Origin of the sequence: Castellaniella sp. (assembly GCF_034675845.1) — a bacterium.
Lineage (GTDB): Bacteria > Pseudomonadota > Gammaproteobacteria > Burkholderiales > Burkholderiaceae_B > Castellaniella.
This window is the reverse complement of record NZ_JAUCCU010000001.1, coordinates 650,521-668,083: the sequence shown is the minus strand read 5'-3', so window position 1 is coordinate 668,083 and position 17,563 is coordinate 650,521. Positions and strand designations below refer to the sequence as shown.

Genomic DNA, 17,563 nt, shown 5'->3' with positions numbered 1-17,563 from the left:
TTAGTTTTCAGGGGTGTCTGCAGGGATGGTGCGGTAGTGGCCCGGGGCTGTCAAGTCGTGTACATGGGCGGCGGCGGGAGCAGGGCGGCCAAATAAATAGCCCTGAGCAAGGCTGCAGCCCATGGCCATGAGTGTGTCGCGTTGGGCTGGGGTTTCGACGCCTTCGGCGACAACATTCAAGTTCAGCGATGTTGCCAGCCCCAGCACCGCCGAGACGATGGCGGTGCTGCGGTTTGGGTGTCCCGAACCCAGGGGGGTGATGAAGGACCGGTCGATTTTCAGGGTTTTCAGGGGGAATTGATGGACGTGGCTGAGTGAGGAGTAGCCGGTCCCAAAATCGTCCAGTGCAATGCGGATTCCGGTTTTGTTCAAGGCGTTCAGTACATTGCCGGTGCTGATCGGGTCGGATAGCAGCGTGCCTTCAGTGACTTCGATGCATAGCTGCTGGCGCTGGAAGCCGGTCTGCGCCAGCAGATCCAGCAAGCGCTTTGAAAAAAGTCGGTTCTGGAAGTGGCGGGGGGAAATATTGATATTCAAGATACGATCTGGTCCCAAAAAGGACGCTGCGGCCCGTAAAGCCAACTGGTACATATGCCAGTCGATTTCCTCGATCAGGCCGATGGCCTCGGCGGCAGGCAAAAACGCCGCTGGACCCAGTAGCCCGCGTTCTGGGTGTTGCCAGCGGATCAGGGCCTCGTAGCCGACGATGGATTCATCTTTCAACTGAATAATAGGCTGGAAATAAGGGATGAATTGTCCCTGATCCAGGGCAATGCGCATTTGTTGTTCCAGATCCAGCACGTTCAGGACGGTAGTTTGCAGGTTCTCGTCAAACAGTACAAAACGCCGTCGGCCTGTGAGCTTTGCCCGGTATAGGGCGGTGTCGGCGTCGTGCAGTAGCTGGTCGACTGTCTGATAGCTGGGGGAACTCATGGCGATGCCGATGCTGATTGAAACGTGCAGCAGGCGATCACCGGCACGCATGGCGGTTTCCATGCGTGCCAGGATGCGTTGGGCAACCATGCTGGCAGTCTCGGCATGGATGCAGTTTTCCAGCAGGATGGCGAATTCGTCACCGGAGAGCCGGCCCAACACATCGGGAGTGCGAACGCAGCTGGCCAGGCGTCCGGCCACGGCTTTCAGGACGGCATCTCCGGCCAGGTGCCCCAGGTTGTCATTAAAGAGTTTGAACCGGTCTACATCCAGATATAGCAGGGCAAACCCCTGGCTGGGGTCGGCGTGCTGCCTGGCCAGGGCCTGGTTCAGGCGATTGCGTAGAAACAGGCGGTTGGGCAGGCCGGTCAGGGGGTCGTGCATGACCTGATGCTTGAGCTGTTGTTGAGTATGTTCACGCACACTGATTTGTTGGCGTAGCTCTTGGGTGCGTTCCAGCACGCGTTGTTCCAGCTGTGCATTGAGCTGCTGCAGGGCCTCGTCCTGCTGGCGACGCTGCAGCGTGCTGGCGATCTGGTAAGACACAAAGGTCAGCAGGTCGGCATCCTGGGGGCTGTAGTGCATATCGGTAAAGTAGCTTTGCACGACCAATACCCCCATGACCCCGTGGGCCCCCAGCAGCGGAGCCCCCAGCCAACTGGTGGCTGGGGTGCCGTAGGTGGTGGCATCGACTTCGCCCTGGACAATCAAGTGGTCGATATCGCGGTCGTCCAAGAGCAGGGTCTGGGCATGGCGGATAGCATATTCGCTCATGCCTCGGCCCATGGGACGGGTGTTCAGAACCGTACCGGAATGGTCTACATAGTATGGAAACTCCAGATTGTGGCCGTCCGTGCTGACCAGTGCGATCACAAAATTATCCGCATTCAGCAGTTTGCTGACCGCTTCGTGGATGTTGCGGTAGAAGTATTCCTGGGTGTCTTGAGCATGGCTGAGTGCTGCAATACGATATAGCGTTTCTTGCAGGTGGGCCGCGCGTTCGCGTTCGCGAACCTGTTCCTGCAGGCTGGCATTGGCCTGGGCCAATTCGTGGGTGCGTTCCGCCACCCGGCGCTCCAGGGCCTCCTGGCCGATCTTGCGCTCTACTGCATTAAGAACATGTTCGGCCACAAAGGCCAGCACGTCCTGATCGGATTGGGTATAAGACTGTCCAGGTTCGTAGCTTTGGACAGCCAGTATGCCCAGAACTTCGCCATCGCGCAGCATGGGCACGCCCATGAAATCCACCGAAGGGGTGCCTACCCCCTGACCGGTATGCACCCCCAGATGGGCGGCAACCTCATCTGACCCCCCACGCATGGCTTTTCCGTGACGGATGAGCCGCATGGTAATGGTGTTGCCCAGGTCTTTGGTGGGGAACTCCTGGTCAGGACTGTATAGCTGGCCGTCTTGGGTGTCGGCAAAATAAATGAAGCGGACGGTGCTCCGCTGTGGATCATGCAAGGCGATGAAGAAATTTTCGGCATACATCAATTGAGCAATGATGCCGTGCAGGCTTTTCAGCAGACTTTGCATATCCAGCCCGGACGCGGCTGTGTTGGCGATGGCGAACAGGGCGCGCTGCAGGCGCTCGGAGTGTTCCAGTTGCTGGATGGATGCTTGCAATTGCCGAAGATCTGGGACTATAGAAGTCGCAGGCGTTTCATCTGGTTTTGGCTGGTGCGTTTGATTCATAAGGAATCCCCCATACCCATGCTGGTCGCCTGATTATTGGTATTTTTTTATTAAACAGTATAACGGCAGCTTGGTGAGCCTGATCAGTGCGGTCCTAGGGACATCCCTAGGTGTCAGATAGTGTTTCAACCTGCATAATGCACTCCATGCAGGTGAGGAGACATGCCCTGCTTGGGCACCGGGCGCTACGGAGATAGCGCTTTCATTTGTAGGCTGTACCTATAAGAACCAAAATCGGCGGGGCTAGTGATGATTCACTAGCCCCGTTTTTAATTTTCTGTGTTGATATCAGTGCCCGGCTGCCGAAAACACATTCAGCACAATGACACCTGCCAGTATCAGGCCGATGCCGATGATGGCGGCCAGGTCCAGTTTCTGGCCAAAAATAAAATAGCCGATGATGGCGATGGCGACGATGCCCACCCCTGACCAAACCGCATAGGCAATGCCAACCGGAATGGTTTTCAGCGCCAGGGCCAGCAGATAAAAGGCCAGCGCGTAGCCCGCCACGGTGATTGCCGATGGAATCAAGCGGGTGAAGCTTTCCGATGCTTTCAGGGCGGAGGTGGCAATGACTTCAGCCATGATGGCCACGATCAAATAAGTCCAGCTGGAATTCATGGGGGGCTCTGGTTAGGATCAGGCATGCGCAGCAATGCGATCACGGCTCCTGCGCCGCCATTGCGTTCATTGCATTCCACCCAGGCCTGGATGGCTTCCAGGCGGCATAAATGTTGGCGGATAGGGGTCTTCAGAATGGATTTTCCCTTGTGTGAGCCAAAACCCTTGCCGTGAACAATGCATACGCAGCGAATATTATGTGCCAGGCACGAGCCCAGGAATTGATCCAGGCGTTCGTAGGCCTGCTCTAGTGAGCTGCCGTGCAGGTCCAGCGTCGCCTGGGGAGTCCATTTCCCCCGATGCAGACCGCGCAGCAGGTCAGTGCCGCAGCCAGCTTGCAGAAACTCGGTCGCTTCCGGGTCGAATGCTTGCGGCCGTTGCTTGGGGAGGGCCGGGGTCTGGGACCAGGGCTGGGTAGCGTCTCCTTGCGCATGCTGGCGCCGTGTTTGCAGTATGGCATCCGGGTCGCGCGCACTAAGCACACGGGCGCGCGGTCCTCGATCCGGCAGGGGCTGGACAAAGCGCATGGCCTGGCGAAACAGGGCGCAGTCCGCCGCGTCCAGCGCGAATGCTGGACTGGGGCTTTCCGGGGGAACAGCGGCGGGTCGTTGTGTAGCGGGAGACTGGTGGGCAGCGGCCATCAGGTGTTGGTGCACCTTGGCCCGGCGCGCGGCCGCAGCCTGCTTGGCGGCAGCTTGTTTGGCTGCTGCCTGGGCCTGGGCTGCCGCTTGGGCAGGTGCTTCCCGCAGGCGGCGCAGGTCGGCCAGGGTGGGCTTAGATTCCTTCATTCTCCAACCAACGCTGTGCGTCCAGGGCGGCCATGCAGCCAGTGCCGGCACTGGTGATGGCTTGGCGATAGACATGGTCTTGTACGTCGCCGGCAGCAAATACGCCGGGCACGGACGTCATGGTGGCCAGGCCTTGCAGGCCGCTGCGCGTGGTGATGTAGCCGTTCTCCATGGTCAACTGACCTTCGAAGAGTCCAGTGTTGGGTTTATGGCCGATGGCGATAAAGGTGCCGGTGACCGCCAGGTCTTCGGTCTGACCGGTTTGGGTGTTCAGCAGACGGACGCCTGTGACGCCGGAGTCGTCGCCCAGGACTTCCTGCAACTGGTAGAACAGCTTCAGGCGCATATTGCCGTGATTGACTTTGTCCATCAGCTTGTCGACCAGAATGGGTTCGGCGCGAAATTTATCGCGCCGGTGCACCAGGGTGACCGTGCGGCAGATATTGGCCAGATATAGGGCTTCTTCGACAGCGGTATTGCCGCCGCCCACCACCACCACATCCTGGTTTTTGTAGAAAAATCCGTCGCAGGTGGCGCAGGCCGATACCCCGCGACCCATGAAAGCCTGTTCGGTTTCCAGCCCCAGGTATTGGGCCGAGGCCCCGGTGGCAATGATCAGGGCGTCGCAGGTGTAGGTGGCGCCTGTGTCGCCGGTCAGGGTGAAAGGGCGTTTGGACAGGTCTACGCTGGCGATATGGTCGAACACCATTTCCGTGTTGAAGCGCTGGGCGTGTTCCATGAAACGCTGCATCAGATCGGGGCCCTGGACCCCGGCCACGTCGGCGGGCCAGTTATCGACATCGGTGGTGGTCATCAGTTGACCGCCTTGTTCCAGGCCGGTGATCAACACCGGGGACAGGTTGGCGCGGGCAGCATAGACCGCTGCGGTATAACCCGCAGGGCCGGAGCCCAAAATCATTACTTTGGCGTGTTTTGCAGTGGACATCACGGAAATTCCCTTCATCATCAACCCGGCAATTATAATGGCGGGATGGCTAGAATTCCGGTGACCTCCCCCCGCTCGACTCGTAATGTGCGCAATGGCCCCTCGGCTCTGCAGGCCCGTCTGGGTGGTCTGTTGCGCGAAGCCCGTTGGATTTTGCTGGCAGCGGTTGCTGTTTGGCTGGTGCTGGTCCTGGCGACCTGGCATCACACTGACCCGGGCTGGTCGCATTCCGTGCATGCCGGCGTTACCCAAAATCTGGGGGGGACGTTTGGCGCGTATATTGCGGATCTGCTCTTGTATCTCTTCGGGGCATCGGCCTGGTTGTGGGTCTTGCTGCTGCTGCGTCGGGTGGTGGCGGAATTCTATCGCCTGACCCGGGTGGTGCTGCCCACCAAAATCCCAGAACTCCTGCCACGGGTGCGCTGGGAGGTCGGCATTGGGTTTGCGCTATTGTTCCTGGGCTGCATGGGCATTGAATCTCTGCGCCTGCAAAGTTGGGGCACGTCGCTGCCTGCCGGGGCTGGGGGGCAATTGGGTCATTTGTTGGCCAGCATGCTGGCCGCGACCGCAGGCAACGCCGGAGGGACTTTACTGCTGCTGGCATTCATCATCATGGGGTCCAGCTTGTTTTTCGGATTTTCCTGGCTGAATATCGCTGAACGCATCGGGTTGGTGCTGGAGCTTTCCTGGCGTCGCCTGGTCGATTTCAAGAATTCCTGGCAGGATCGTCGGGCCGGCATGACGGCCAAGGCCGCCCGCGAGGAAATCGTCGAGACCCGTCAGACCCAGTTGGTACACGAACAGCCCGTGCGGATAGAGCCCACGGTCACCACAGTCCCCAAATCCCCGCGCGTCGAACAAGAAAAACAACAGGTTTTGTTCACCCCCAAGGAAGCGCCCTCCCTGGCTGCAGGATTGCCTGCCTTGTCTTTGCTGGATGCGGTGGAACAAGCTCCCGAGACCGTATCGCCCGAGACCATCGAGTTCACGTCGCGCCTGATCGAGAAAAAGCTGTCTGATTTCGGCGTCAGCGTCACGGTGGTATCGGCCCAGTCCGGCCCGGTCATCACACGCTATGAAATCGAGCCCGCCACGGGGGTCAAAGGCAGTCAGATTGTCAATCTGGCCAAGGATCTGGCCCGGGCGCTCAGTCTGGTGCGTATCCGGGTGGTCGAGACCATACCCGGCAAAAATCTGATGGGCCTGGAGCTGCCCAACCCGCGCCGCCAGATGGTGCGTCTGTCGGAAATCCTGGGTTCACAGGTCTACCACAGCAGTGCTTCGCTGTTGACCATGGCATTGGGCAAGGACATTGCTGGTAATCCGGTCGTGGCGGATCTGGCCAAAATGCCTCACCTGCTGGTGGCCGGTACCACCGGCTCGGGTAAGTCGGTGGGGATCAATGCCATGATTCTGTCACTGCTCTACAAGGCCGACCCCAGCCAGGTGCGGCTGATCCTGATCGATCCGAAAATGCTGGAAATGTCCGTCTACGAGGGTATTCCCCATCTGTTGGCGCCGGTGGTCACTGATATGCGCCATGCCGCCAATGCCCTGAACTGGTGCGTCTCCGAGATGGAGCGGCGCTATAAATTAATGAGCAAACTGGGCGTGCGCAACCTGGCCGGCTTCAATACCAAGATCCGTGATGCCCAGAAGCAAGAACAGCCCCTGACAAACCCGTTCTCGCTGACCCCTGACGCACCCGAGCCGCTGGATGCCTTGCCCCTGATCGTGGTCGTTATCGACGAACTGGCCGATATGATGATGGTCGTGGGCAAAAAGGTCGAGGAACTGATTGCCCGCCTGGCCCAAAAGGCCCGGGCGGCGGGCATTCATCTGATTCTGGCGACGCAGCGCCCCAGCGTTGATGTCATCACCGGCCTGATCAAGGCCAATATTCCGACGCGGATTGCCTTTCAGGTGTCGTCCAAGATCGATTCCCGTACCATTCTGGACCAGATGGGCGCCGAGACGCTATTGGGGCAGGGCGACATGCTGTATCAGCCGCCCGGCACCAGCGTGGCTACCCGCGTGCATGGGGCTTTTGTGGATGATGACGAGGTCCATCGCGTAGTCGAATCCCTGAAGGAATCCGGCGAGCCCGACTATATCGAAGGCCTGCTGGAAGGCACTCTGGAGGGTGAAACTGGTGATGGCGTCAGTTCTGTCACCGGGTTTGCCGACCAGGAAAACGATCCTTTATATGATCAGGCCGTCGAGGTCGTCATGCGCAGCCGCAGGGCGTCGATCTCTTTTGTGCAGCGTAATCTGCGCATCGGCTATAACCGCTCTGCGCGCATCCTGGAACAAATGGAACATGCCGGTTTGGTCAGCCCTCAGCAGCCCAACGGCAATCGCGATATTCTGGTGCCGGCCAGAGTCGAGGAAGAATAACGTGTTGATGAAACCCCTGTTGAATAGTGCGCGTGCAAGCATGACCGCTGAGCCTGCACTCACCGAAAATTGCCCCCTTGGGCTGCGACTCCATGCTTGGCTTGCCGCTGGTTTGTTGTCGTTGGGTTTGCTGGTCACCCCCGGCGTGTCCTGGGCGGTGGATACGGCCCAGGTTCAATTGCAGGCCTTTGTCGATCAGGTCAAATCCGCAACGGGCCAGTTTTCTCAAGAGCAATCCGTGACGGGTGGCTCGCCGCGCGTCCAGACCGGTGATTTTGCCTTCCAGCGCCCTGGTAAATTCCGCTGGCAGGTCTTGAAACCTTATGCTCAGTTGATTGTGTCGGATGGCCAACGGGTGTATCAGTATGATCCCGACCTGGATCAGGTCACTGAACGTTCGGCAGGGCAGGCCATTGGCGCTTCGCCTGCCGCCTTGCTGTTCGGGGCGGGCACGCTGGACGACGCCTTTACCCTGCAGGCCCAGCCTGACCGCGATGGCCTGCAATGGCTGCGTGCCGTACCCAAGGCCCCGGATGCCGGTTTCACCCATGTGGATATTGGCTTTGCCGATGGCCTGCCCAAGCGTCTGGAACTATTGGATGCTTTTGGCCAGACCTCGCGCATCCAGTTTTCCGGCCTTAAGGCCAATCCCGCCATCCCGGCTGCCCAGTTCCAGTTTGAGTTGCCCAACGGTGCCGATCTGGTCAAGATGAACTGATGGTCGAACCCGTAGACCTCCTGGGCGATGCCTTGACGCCGCCGGATGCCGATTCCCCTGTCGGGCAGCGTCTGCTTCGCGGCGGCGGGCGGGAACCTGCGCCGCGTTCATCCGGCCCGGCGGCGGGCGGCGTGCCCGCAGTGGCCGCCGCGCATGCGCCCTTGGCCGAAACCCTGCGTCCTCGCACCCTGGACGATGTGATCGGGCAGTCGCACCTGTTGGGTGACGGCAAGCCGCTGCGGCTGGCCTTTCAGTCCGGCAAGCCGCATTCCATGATTTTCTGGGGGCCGCCCGGCGTGGGCAAGACCACGTTGGCCCGATTAAGCGCCACGGCATTTGATTGTGCCTTTATTGCCTTGTCGGCCGTGTTTTCCGGTGTTAAAGACATCCGCGCCGCCATGACGCAGGCCGAGCAAAACCAAGCCCAGGGCCAACCCACCCTCTTGTTCGTGGATGAAATCCACCGTTTCAACAAAGCCCAGCAAGACGCCCTGCTGCCGTTTGTCGAAAGCGGCTTGGTGACTTTCATCGGGGCCACCACGGAAAATCCGTCCTTCGAGGTGAATTCCGCGTTGCTGTCGCGGGCGCAGGTCTATGTGCTGAAGCCTTTGACCGAGGACGAACTGCGCGCCCTGGTGCAGCGTGCCCAGGCGCGGGCCTTGGGGGGGCTGGCGTTTGATGATCTGGCGCTTGATACCCTAGTTGGCTATGCCGATGGCGATGCCCGGCGCTTGCTGAACCTGCTGGAGCAATGTCAGACCGCCGCCACCGCCAGCGGAATCGTCCAGGTGAATGCCGACTTCATCAGCAATGCCCTGACCCTGAATGCCCGGCGCTTTGACAAGGGCGGGGATAATTTCTATGACCAGATTTCAGCTTTGCATAAATCAGTGCGTGGCTCGCATCCTGATGCGGCTCTCTACTGGCTGACGCGTATGTTGGATGGTGGAGCTGATCCAAAATATTTGTCACGGCGGATTGTGCGCATGGCCTGGGAAGACATTGGTCTGGCCGATCCAAGGGCCATGCAGATCGCCAATGATGCGGCCTTGACCTATGAACGGTTGGGAAGTCCCGAAGGTGAACTGGCGCTGGGTCAAGCCGTCATCTATCTGGCTATTGCAGCCAAGAGCAATGCGGGTTACATGGCCTACAACCAAGCCCGCGCTTTTGTAAAGCAGGACAAAAGCCGTGAAGTGCCGGTGCATTTGCGCAATGCACCCACCAAGCTCATGAAGGAACTCGGCCATGGGCATGCCTATCGTTACGCCCATGACGAGCCCAATGCTTATGCGGCCGGAGAGACCTATCTACCGGACGACATGGCCGAACCTGGCTGGTATCAGCCTGTACCGCGTGGGCTGGAAATCAAGATTGCCCAAAAATTGACCCAATTGCGGCTGTGGGATGATGAGGCAGGTAGCGCTTGAAAGCCCTGGTACGCATCCGTCTTATCCCGTGCGCTTAGCCTCTGGGTCAGCACATCCGCATGTTTCGGAGAGCCTCGTTGAATAAGCCATCCGCCCCGCTGCCGGGGCAGACTGCCACTCCGTCCGTTCTGGGGGGCACCATGATTGTGGCCGGCACCGTCATTGGTGCTGGCATGTTGACCTTGCCCATTATTGCCGCCGGGATGTGGACTGGTTGGACGCTGGCAGTGCTGGTTCTGTCTTTTTTCATGATGCGCGCCAGTGCGCTGATGATTTTGCGGGCCAATCTACGCTATCGCCCAGGGGCCAGCTTTGACACTGTCGTGCGCGACACCCTGGGCCGTGGCTGGAACCTGCTGAATGGCCTGTCGGTAGGCTTTGTGCTGTATATGTTGATGTACGCCTATACCAGCGGGGGCGGGGCGACCTTGCAGCACAGCCTGGGGTTGCCCTGGCCTCAGGGGCTGGTCAGCCTGGGTTTTGGCGTGCTGCTGGCCTGCTGCATCTTCTGGAGCACCCGAGCGGTAGATCGTCTGTCGGTGATTTTGATGGCGGGGATGGTGCTGGCTTTTGTAGTCGCGCTGTCAGGCATGTTGCCCGCCTTTCAGTGGGACCGTCTGCTGAATCCTCCGACTTCAACCGAGCCTGTGGATACCTTGCCTAAGGTCGCCTATCTGTTGGCTACATTGCCGTATTTTCTCACTTCGTTCTGCTTTCATGCCAGCGTGCCCAGTCTGGTCAAATACTACGGGCCAGACCAGCCTCGCATTGCCCGCTGCATTTTTTACGGTCTGCTGATTGCCGCCTTGTTCTATGCGGTCTGGATTCTGATCGGTTTTGGGGTATTGGGCCGTGACGGCCTGCAATCTGTCTATGCGCAAGGGGGCAACATTAGTCATTACTTGGCAGCGGTCGAATCGGTGCAGGCCGGTGCCTGGTTGGGGCCGGTGGTGTCCATCTTTGCGTTTTTGGCGGTGGTTACCTCGTTTCTGGGCGCCGGACTGGGGCTGTTTGACTATATCGCCGATGTCTGCGGTTTTGATGACCGCTTGTTAGGCCGGGTCAAAACCGCTCTGGTGGCGTTTGCGCCGCCCGTGCTGGCCGGTACGTTTTTCCCGGATGGCTTCATCATGGCGATTGGTTTCGCGGGTTTTGCCGCCGCCATCTGGTCGGTGATCATTCCTGCCCTGATGGACTGGAAGCACGCCAGAGCTGTGACGCAGGACCAGACCCGCCTCCTATCGTTTGGCGCTCGCGCCCAGCGTCTTCTGATCGGGGTAGTCTTGGTTTACGGAGTGCTGGCGGCTGGTTTTCATTTGTTGTCGCCCGATGTTCTGGATATTTTGCCGGTTTATCGCTAGGGATTTCAGGTCGTGGGATACAGGTTGATGCGGGCATCCACTAGCCGGGCGTCCGTCGTCAATGGGGTCAGTTCCAGCCCGAAAAAAGGCACGTAGTCCAGCGTGATATGTAGGGTGTCTCCGGCATCCAGCAGCCGCTGGCCCCCCAGATGGGGGGGCAGGCCGGTCTGGAATTGTCCCTGCACGCAGTGCAGGATGGTTTCGCCTGGCCTGAGGGTCAGTTTCTGGCGACTGCTGCGCATGTCCACGCAGCCATGCGCTTGTTTGCGGCGCAGCATCAGGTTGAAGTCCTGGGCTGGGCCGTCGGTCAGGACGGCCATATAGGGGGTTTCGCCCGCAAAGTACAGCCGGGTGCCGGTATCCAGCCGGGTTTCCTGACCAGAGTCGGTGCGGGTCAGACATACCGGGCCGCCGCGAATCAGCATCAGGATGCGATCCATGTCGTCCCAGTGGGAAAAAGGCCCATCGGCTGCCAGATCCGCCACACTGACGCGCCAGATGAAATCATCCGGACTGGCATCGACCGGGAAAATTGCGATCTGGCGGGTGACCCCTCCCCCGTTTTTCCAGGGGACAGGCAGCAGATCGGCGGCGGGAATCAGACGAATAATGTCCTGCATGATGGCTTGAATTCAATTCGCCCATGAACACGGGCTTAATTTAATACAATAACCCGGTTGCGGGCGATTTGCCCGTGACTTCCGGTTTCGGCCCGCCCGCTGTCTGGGCCCAGTCTCGTACACCTTGGGATTCCCTGGGTGTCACCCTTATTTGCTCATCGCCATGCTAGATACCAATCTGCTGCGCAAGGACCTGGATCGCGTCGTGCGCGCTCTGGGCCGTCGCGGCCTGACTTTCGACACGGACCGCTATCACGCACTGGAATCTCGCCGCAAGGCTGTCCAGGTGCAGACCGAGGAACTGCAGGCCCGCCGCAATGCGCTGGCCAAGCAAATCGGGCAACTGAAGTCCCGCGGCGAGGACGCCACTGCAGTGCTGGCCGAGTCCCAGGCGATTCCCGAGCGCCTGAAGACCCTGGAGCACGACTTGGGCGCGGTGCAGCAAGAATTGCATCAGTGGTTGATGACGATTCCTAATTTGCCGGATGACAGCGTGCCCGATGGCGCATCTGAAACCGACAACATCGAGGCTCGTCGCTGGCTGCCGGGGGCGGCCGACGCATCCGGCAACCCCGCCGCCCTGGGTTTCGAACCCCGCGATCACGTCGAGCTGGCCGAGCCCTTCGGCCTGGATTTTGACGCCGCCCGTTCATTGGTCGGCGCGCGGTTCATGATGCTGCGCGGTCCCATCGCCCGCCTGCATCGCGCCTTGGCGCAGTTCATGCTGGATATGCAAAGCAGCGAACACGGCTACCAGGAATGCTATACCCCGTATATCGTCAATAGTTCTACCCTGTACGGCACAGGCCAGTTGCCCAAATTCAAGGATGATATGTTCGCGGTCACCAAGGGCGGCCAGGGCAGTACTCCAGACGATGATGATCAGGCTGAAGATCTGTACTTGATCTCCACGGCCGAGATTCCCCTGACCGGCACGGTGCGCGACCGCATCCTGGATGCTCAGGATTTGCCCGTCAAGCTCACTGCCCACACGCCGTGCTTTCGTTCTGAGGCCGGCAGCGGCGGGCGCGACCTGCGCGGCCTGATTCGCCAACACCAGTTTGATAAGGTCGAGATGGTGCAGATCGTGCATCCGGATCAGTCCTGGGCGGCTCTGGACGAGATGGTGGGCCACGCCGAACACGTGCTGCAGGCCTTGGGCCTGCCCTATCGGGTCGTGCTGCTGTGCGCGGGCGACATGGGCTTCGGTTCGGCCAAGACCTATGATCTCGAGGTCTGGCTGCCCGCACAGAACACTTGGCGCGAGATATCTTCGGTTTCCAACTGTCTGGACTTTCAGGCCCGCCGCCTGCAGGGGCGTTTTCGTCCCGAAGGCCCCAAGGCCAAGCCAGAATACCTGCATACCTTGAATGGCTCTGGTCTGGCCGTGGGTCGCGCCCTGGTGGCCGTGCTGGAAAATTACCAGCAGGCTGATGGCAGCATTGTCATCCCGCCGGTGCTGCGTCCCTATATGGGCGGGCTGGAGGCCATTCGGGCTGCTTGATCCGTCGGCTTGGCCTGATGTCGTTCTAGCGCGCCGGGTCGGCCTGCCCACGCCGGATTTTATGTTAGAATGCGCAGCTTGACCGCAGTCATAGCCGGACAGGTGGCAGAGTGGTCGAATGTACCTGACTCGAAATCAGGCGTACGGTTTCCCCGTACCGTGGGTTCGAATCCCACCCTGTCCGCCAAAACACAATGGAATCAAGACGCTACGGCACGCAGGCTCATATCCTGTGTGCCGTTTTTTTTGGCTGTTTCACCGTCGTGTGACCAAAACGTGACAGCTTCTGCGTGGGCCGAAAGGTGGCTGGGCGCTAAGTGCGCGTACTTCATCACCATCTCCAGCGTCTCCCATCCACCAAGCTCTTTCAGTACAAGTAGTGGGGTGCCTGCCTGTGCGTGCCAACTGGCCCAGGTGTGTCGGATATCGTGGAATCGAAAATTATCGATGGCTGCGGTTTCACATGCTTTGTGGAACATCCTATCGTCGCCGCCCTTGATGCGTTTATTGTTGCGCGTCAGAATGAAACGATCATGCAAGCCTTTACGACGCCACAGTACAGCCAATGCATCAGCGTTTAGCGGAACTGATCGAGCCCGCCCAGACTTTGCTTGTTCACCTTCGACCCATGCTGTTCGGTTCTTGAAATTGACTTGTGGCCACTCCAGTCCGTACAGCTCATCCTCACGCATGCCAGTAGCGAACCCCAGGATGCAAGCATCTTGGAGCCATGTTTGAGGAACTGCCGTGATAAGGTTTGCTGCAGCGTCATGCGTGATCCACCGGACTCGTCGAGTGGGTTCGTCCAGAATAGGCAAGTGCGGGGCCTTAGTGATCCATCCCCAAGTGACGCACATCTTGAGCATCGTGCGGATGGTCGCCAAGTACCGATTTTTAGTTGCTGGTTTCAGCGGTGTGGGGCCCTTGTGCTTGTGCGTTTTGTGCGTGGGTAAGTTATCTAAAATCTCATCAGCAGTAATTTGCCCGATAGTCAGATGCCCCAGGAACTGACGCCAATATTCAATATACCGAGCCTTGGACTCGTAGTCGGATTGATTGACGTGAGCTGCCAAGAACCGGATTGCAGCTTCATCGTAGCTACGGTCCGGTTGATCACCAAATTTAGATTGTCGCCAGAGCTGGGCTTTTAAGCGGTCGTGGTATTCCTGCGCCTGCTTTTTGTCCGTCGTGCCAGCAGAGTGTCTAACTCTTTTGCCGCTTGCCGCGCAGAAGTCGACGTGCCAGACGCCGTTACGTAATCGGATTGACATGATGTGTTCCTGTCGATGCCAACCGACGCTATCCGTGTGACGTTATAGCGCGGCCTGCTCATTTCCTCAAGCCGAGATGGCCACACGCGCCAGATTCTTGAATTCGGGAGCCTGAAAGCTATCTTGTATCGATTGGCAAATACGGTCTGATATGACAGCCCTAGTCGTCGGGCTGCCTCGGCCAGACTGATAGCGATTTCGTCACCCGAAACAGTCGTGTGCATGAGATGCCTCCTTTGACCGAACGGCCGCATCTGACTCGACAAGCCGTCGATGGTTAGTGCAGTGATTTCATTTGTGAAAATTCAGGGCTTTTGGGGAAGCGTCGGTATGGGTTCTTCGGCAGCAGCATTCCAGCCCCACCAGCCTTCCGGCTGAGGACCGTAGGTGGTGTCATAGTGCATAATTTTTTCTGCTTTGCGCTCAAGGTACTCGGGGGTCAGCATCCCCCATACTTCCATGGGAAAGTCTCGACCAATGTCTTGCAGCCAAAAGTCAGGAAAAACTGCATCTGCATCGCTGTCAAAGCGCAAGGGCTTCTCAAACCTACGGTGCTGGGCCACCAAAGCGCCAGCCGCCTGATCCTCGTAGCCAGAATCTACTGGTATCCAGTCGTCTGACACTCGCATTAAAGCGATATCGATGACCTCGGACAAGAATTGTCCATTGCGCTGTGCCTTTGGCACGTCCAGCTGCAAAATAGCCATGACCCGTGCACCGTCACGCCATGCACTGCAGGCCGATTCAAACCGCTTACGCGCATTGCTCCACAGCGCATCATCAATAGCCAGGTACGGGAATCCGTTGAAACCCTGAATCGGTGGCCTTTCAACCACATCTTCGTAGTCGTCTTTGTGCTTTGCCAGCGGCGCAATGGCCACGATACGCACCCTGTTTTTAGATGCCTCGACGGCGCAAGCCTTGTTGTATTCAGCCTGATCGCTATCTGCCTGATGCGTGGCTAGCAGCAAAGCGGATGCAAGCGGTACACGGCCAGCTTCGATTTTCGATGCAGCTTTGGCCAGATGGAACATCACCAGGCTGAGGTTACGCCTGCAGGCCATGCTCGGGGACCACCTGTTAAAGCCTGCTGCCGTCCAGATGAGGTGTAGCAGGCCCAACAGCGTGACTGCAGGCTTGCCACGACGACGGTTTGGACTGGGTTTGGACTTGGTTGGAGCACGCGGAGGGGTTTTATCATCATCTGCGGCACCCCTGCCTTGCAATCCTACTTTAAGCTTTATCTTCAGGTTGCCATTGGGAAGCTCTTCAACAACCCCAGGCTGATAAGCCGCAATTCCGGAAGAAGAAGGGTCTGGGGAGTAATACTGGCAATCGGGGTCATGCTGATGACCAGTTTCTGGAAATTTGGCCAGAAAAAACGAATCGCTCTTGGAGTGATATTTTACGGAAAGCCTACGGGGCTGGTCATTTTGTTGACAGCAGCAGCTCACAATAGCTTGGCCGTGGGCTTTTAAGAGCGTGTGCTTCCAAGCAGGCGCGTGCTCACTCGCGGACTGGAAGTCAGGACTGAACCTCCGACTTTCACCCCCAAGGGAAATGATCACGGGGAAGATATCCTGGCCCATCAAAACCTCCTTGTGGGATGTGACTAGTCAGCCCCCTATGTCATCGCGGACCGATTCACGCATGCGCGAAAGAGGTGCCGGGGCATACTGTCCGTCAGAATCTGATGCCAAACATCGCACCAACGACAACGAAGGGAATCCTGAAGAAATGCCAAAGCGTGACTGCAGCAAAGCTAGTCAGTCCCTTCCCTAAAGCCCAGATGACTCTGAGAAGAAAAATTGTGGTGTGCTTGGCGACCCGCTTGTTGCGCTTTGTGAGATAGGTCTCACTGAATGTTTTTTTCACGGGAAGTGGATTTGCAGCCATGGTTGATCTCCTGGATGTTTACCCGGTTGACGTACTGCAAAAAAGGATGCCAGGTTACCTTCGTCCTGGCGGTCATCGGCTACTCGCGGCGCAGCCGATGACGGGTGCCCTATGGAGAAATCACAGGGAAGGAACAACAAAATCCGTCAACGATTAACGAATAGTAACCTTAGAGGGGATGGCGCCACAATACATCGCGCCGGTACGTAGCTCTAGCTTGATAACCTGAGGCGCCAACTTAAAGTAGCGCCCATGGTTCGTCTCACGGATCAGCCATATTTCTTGGCCAGGACCACCAATGTTGTCCACAACCTCAAAATCTCCGGTTTTACCGGGTGGAAGCAGTTCAGCATCAGTGACCATATCTTCACTTTAAATAATTCAGTGGTTGGATCTGGCAAGTATCCTGAAAACCAAGACACTTGCCAGAACGGCCTTGACCAAGGCCTTACCCTGGCCCGCCGAGATACCACGACGGGGGCCAGGTGTTCTGATCACGACCTGCAGGGCCTGGTGCCATTACCCGGCAAAGCCGGTGCGACAGGGTGCAGGGGCTGCGGTATTTGCCGCCTTCAGCCCAGGATTACGCGCCATCCAGGGCAAGAGGGACGTCTCACGACGCTGCCGGCGTCCAGGGCTTGAGCCTGGATCGTCATCACTAAAATCAACAAAAGTGCACCAGTTTCAACTGGGTTACGCCAATCACTGCTGGTTTGATGACCGGATGAGTTTTCACCTGTTTTATCTACCCAGGTGCACGTGCCGCCCCGGCCTGGCCCAAAAAGATCAAGGGCTGGTTCCTGACGACTCGGGTAGCCGCCCTGGGTTCGCGCCAGGGTCGGTTATATCGGTGCAAGTTGTTAAGGAGCAGATAGCGATAACTACTATCCACCAATTAAACACCATGTTTATATAAATTGCAAACAGTTTATCCTTTTCGCCTGCTGATTTTCCCAATAAGGTATGTAAGGTCCTCTTCAATTTCGTTGAGTTCTTCATCAGAAAGCGTGAATAGTTGCTGAGGATAGATTTTACGAAATGGCCACTTAACACTTTTCCCTATGTCATAGCCTTCTATTAATAGCGGTCCCTGCCCAGTTAGAACCCAAGTAGCATTTATGCCCAAAAACTCCTGAGCTTGCAAGAGACCTTCTTTGGAAGGGCCTCGTGATTCCCAGTTATTCACATTTTGGACGCTGACGTTTAGTAGCCTTGCGAGGGAGGCTTGTCTATGATCTTCGTCCAATCGACCTGTTTTTGAGGCAGCTGTATAGATCCGCGCCATGTGTTCATGCATCTTTTTCATGCACGGATTGTGCTTGTGAGGTAGCTTCTATGGATACACATGATGTTTCTTTACAAACAACATGTTTACTCAAACAT

At 57.8% G+C, this 17,563-nt stretch carries 14 protein-coding genes and 1 tRNA gene; 6 read left to right on the top strand and 9 right to left on the bottom strand.

Annotation, left to right across the window (positions count from 1 at the left end):
• The 4 genes from VDP81_RS03290 to trxB form a co-directional block, all read right to left on the bottom strand.
• Window positions 1-2,559 (bottom strand): EAL domain-containing protein, encoded by a 2,559-nt coding sequence (locus tag VDP81_RS03290; RefSeq protein WP_323011541.1) that lies wholly within the window; start codon window positions 2,557-2,559, stop codon window positions 1-3.
• Between the two features lie 357 nt (window positions 2,560-2,916).
• Window positions 2,917-3,249, bottom strand: coding sequence for a multidrug efflux SMR transporter (locus VDP81_RS03285; protein WP_322994493.1), 333 nt, complete (start codon window positions 3,247-3,249; stop codon window positions 2,917-2,919).
• Complete coding sequence (locus tag VDP81_RS03280; protein ID WP_323011540.1) at window positions 3,246-4,037, bottom strand: Smr/MutS family protein; 792 nt, start codon at window positions 4,035-4,037, stop codon at window positions 3,246-3,248. The genes VDP81_RS03285 and VDP81_RS03280 overlap by 4 nt, the downstream gene beginning before the upstream one ends.
• Window positions 4,024-4,983 (bottom strand): thioredoxin-disulfide reductase, encoded by a 960-nt coding sequence (trxB, locus tag VDP81_RS03275; RefSeq protein ID WP_323011539.1) that lies wholly within the window; start codon window positions 4,981-4,983, stop codon window positions 4,024-4,026. The genes VDP81_RS03280 and trxB overlap by 14 nt, the downstream gene beginning before the upstream one ends.
• Window positions 4,984-5,028: 45 nt before the next feature.
• Between trxB and VDP81_RS03270 the strand changes: the two genes are divergently transcribed.
• From VDP81_RS03270 to VDP81_RS03255, 4 genes are all read left to right on the top strand, one after another.
• Window positions 5,029-7,380, top strand: a complete 2,352-nt coding sequence (locus tag VDP81_RS03270) for a DNA translocase FtsK (RefSeq protein WP_323011538.1) — start codon at window positions 5,029-5,031, stop codon at window positions 7,378-7,380.
• 7 nt (window positions 7,381-7,387) lie between these two features.
• A complete protein-coding gene (gene lolA / locus VDP81_RS03265) occupies window positions 7,388-8,098 on the top strand; it encodes an outer membrane lipoprotein chaperone LolA (RefSeq protein ID WP_323012384.1) in 711 nt (236 codons plus the stop codon).
• Complete coding sequence (locus VDP81_RS03260; RefSeq protein ID WP_323011537.1) at window positions 8,098-9,528, top strand: replication-associated recombination protein A; 1,431 nt, start codon at window positions 8,098-8,100, stop codon at window positions 9,526-9,528. The genes lolA and VDP81_RS03260 overlap by 1 nt, the downstream gene beginning before the upstream one ends.
• 77 nt (window positions 9,529-9,605) lie before the next feature.
• Window positions 9,606-10,889, top strand: a complete 1,284-nt coding sequence (locus VDP81_RS03255) for an aromatic amino acid transporter (protein WP_323011536.1) — start codon at window positions 9,606-9,608, stop codon at window positions 10,887-10,889.
• A 5-nt stretch (window positions 10,890-10,894) separates the two neighbouring features.
• On the opposite strand, the gene VDP81_RS03250 is transcribed toward VDP81_RS03255, so the two are convergent.
• A complete protein-coding gene (locus VDP81_RS03250; RefSeq protein WP_323011535.1) occupies window positions 10,895-11,509 on the bottom strand; it encodes a HutD family protein in 615 nt (204 codons plus the stop codon).
• Between the two features lie 163 nt (window positions 11,510-11,672).
• On the opposite strand from VDP81_RS03250, the gene serS reads away from it, so the two are divergent.
• Entirely contained in the window at window positions 11,673-13,013 is a 1,341-nt protein-coding gene (serS, locus tag VDP81_RS03245; protein WP_323011534.1) for a serine--tRNA ligase, read from the top strand.
• Between the two features lie 96 nt (window positions 13,014-13,109).
• Window positions 13,110-13,200 (top strand) — tRNA-Ser (locus VDP81_RS03240).
• Between the two features lie 13 nt (window positions 13,201-13,213).
• Here VDP81_RS03240 and VDP81_RS03235 read toward each other — a convergent pair.
• The 4 genes from VDP81_RS03235 to VDP81_RS03220 form a co-directional block, all read right to left on the bottom strand.
• Window positions 13,214-14,284, bottom strand: a complete 1,071-nt coding sequence (locus tag VDP81_RS03235; protein ID WP_323011533.1) for a site-specific integrase — start codon at window positions 14,282-14,284, stop codon at window positions 13,214-13,216.
• Window positions 14,285-14,589: 305 nt separating this feature from the next.
• Window positions 14,590-15,873, bottom strand: coding sequence for a DUF1173 family protein (locus tag VDP81_RS03230; RefSeq protein WP_323011532.1), 1,284 nt, complete (start codon window positions 15,871-15,873; stop codon window positions 14,590-14,592).
• Between the two features lie 94 nt (window positions 15,874-15,967).
• Entirely contained in the window at window positions 15,968-16,180 is a 213-nt protein-coding gene (locus VDP81_RS03225; RefSeq protein WP_323011531.1) for a hypothetical protein, read from the bottom strand.
• Between the two features lie 928 nt (window positions 16,181-17,108).
• Complete coding sequence (locus VDP81_RS03220; RefSeq protein WP_323011530.1) at window positions 17,109-17,486, bottom strand: helix-turn-helix transcriptional regulator; 378 nt, start codon at window positions 17,484-17,486, stop codon at window positions 17,109-17,111.
• Window positions 17,487-17,563: the final 77 nt, after the last annotated feature.

What these genes read in the sequence shown, in the direction of transcription:
- trxB (WP_323011539.1), bottom strand. Translation starts at nt 4,983, where the DNA reads ATGTCCACTGCAAAACACGCCAAAGTAATGATTTTGGGCTCCGGCCCT.
- VDP81_RS03225 (WP_323011531.1), bottom strand. Translation starts at nt 16,180, where the DNA reads ATGGCTGCAAATCCACTTCCCGTGAAAAAAACATTCAGTGAGACCTAT.
- VDP81_RS03285 (WP_322994493.1), bottom strand. Translation starts at nt 3,249, where the DNA reads ATGAATTCCAGCTGGACTTATTTGATCGTGGCCATCATGGCTGAAGTC.
- VDP81_RS03260 (WP_323011537.1), top strand. Translation starts at nt 8,098, where the DNA reads ATGGTCGAACCCGTAGACCTCCTGGGCGATGCCTTGACGCCGCCGGAT.
- VDP81_RS03270 (WP_323011538.1), top strand. Translation starts at nt 5,029, where the DNA reads ATGGCTAGAATTCCGGTGACCTCCCCCCGCTCGACTCGTAATGTGCGC.
- VDP81_RS03280 (WP_323011540.1), bottom strand. Translation starts at nt 4,037, where the DNA reads ATGAAGGAATCTAAGCCCACCCTGGCCGACCTGCGCCGCCTGCGGGAA.
- VDP81_RS03235 (WP_323011533.1), bottom strand. Translation starts at nt 14,284, where the DNA reads ATGTCAATCCGATTACGTAACGGCGTCTGGCACGTCGACTTCTGCGCG.
- VDP81_RS03230 (WP_323011532.1), bottom strand. Translation starts at nt 15,873, where the DNA reads ATGGGCCAGGATATCTTCCCCGTGATCATTTCCCTTGGGGGTGAAAGT.
- VDP81_RS03250 (WP_323011535.1), bottom strand. Translation starts at nt 11,509, where the DNA reads ATGCAGGACATTATTCGTCTGATTCCCGCCGCCGATCTGCTGCCTGTC.
- serS (WP_323011534.1), top strand. Translation starts at nt 11,673, where the DNA reads ATGCTAGATACCAATCTGCTGCGCAAGGACCTGGATCGCGTCGTGCGC.
- lolA (WP_323012384.1), top strand. Translation starts at nt 7,388, where the DNA reads ATGAAACCCCTGTTGAATAGTGCGCGTGCAAGCATGACCGCTGAGCCT.
- VDP81_RS03220 (WP_323011530.1), bottom strand. Translation starts at nt 17,486, where the DNA reads ATGAAAAAGATGCATGAACACATGGCGCGGATCTATACAGCTGCCTCA.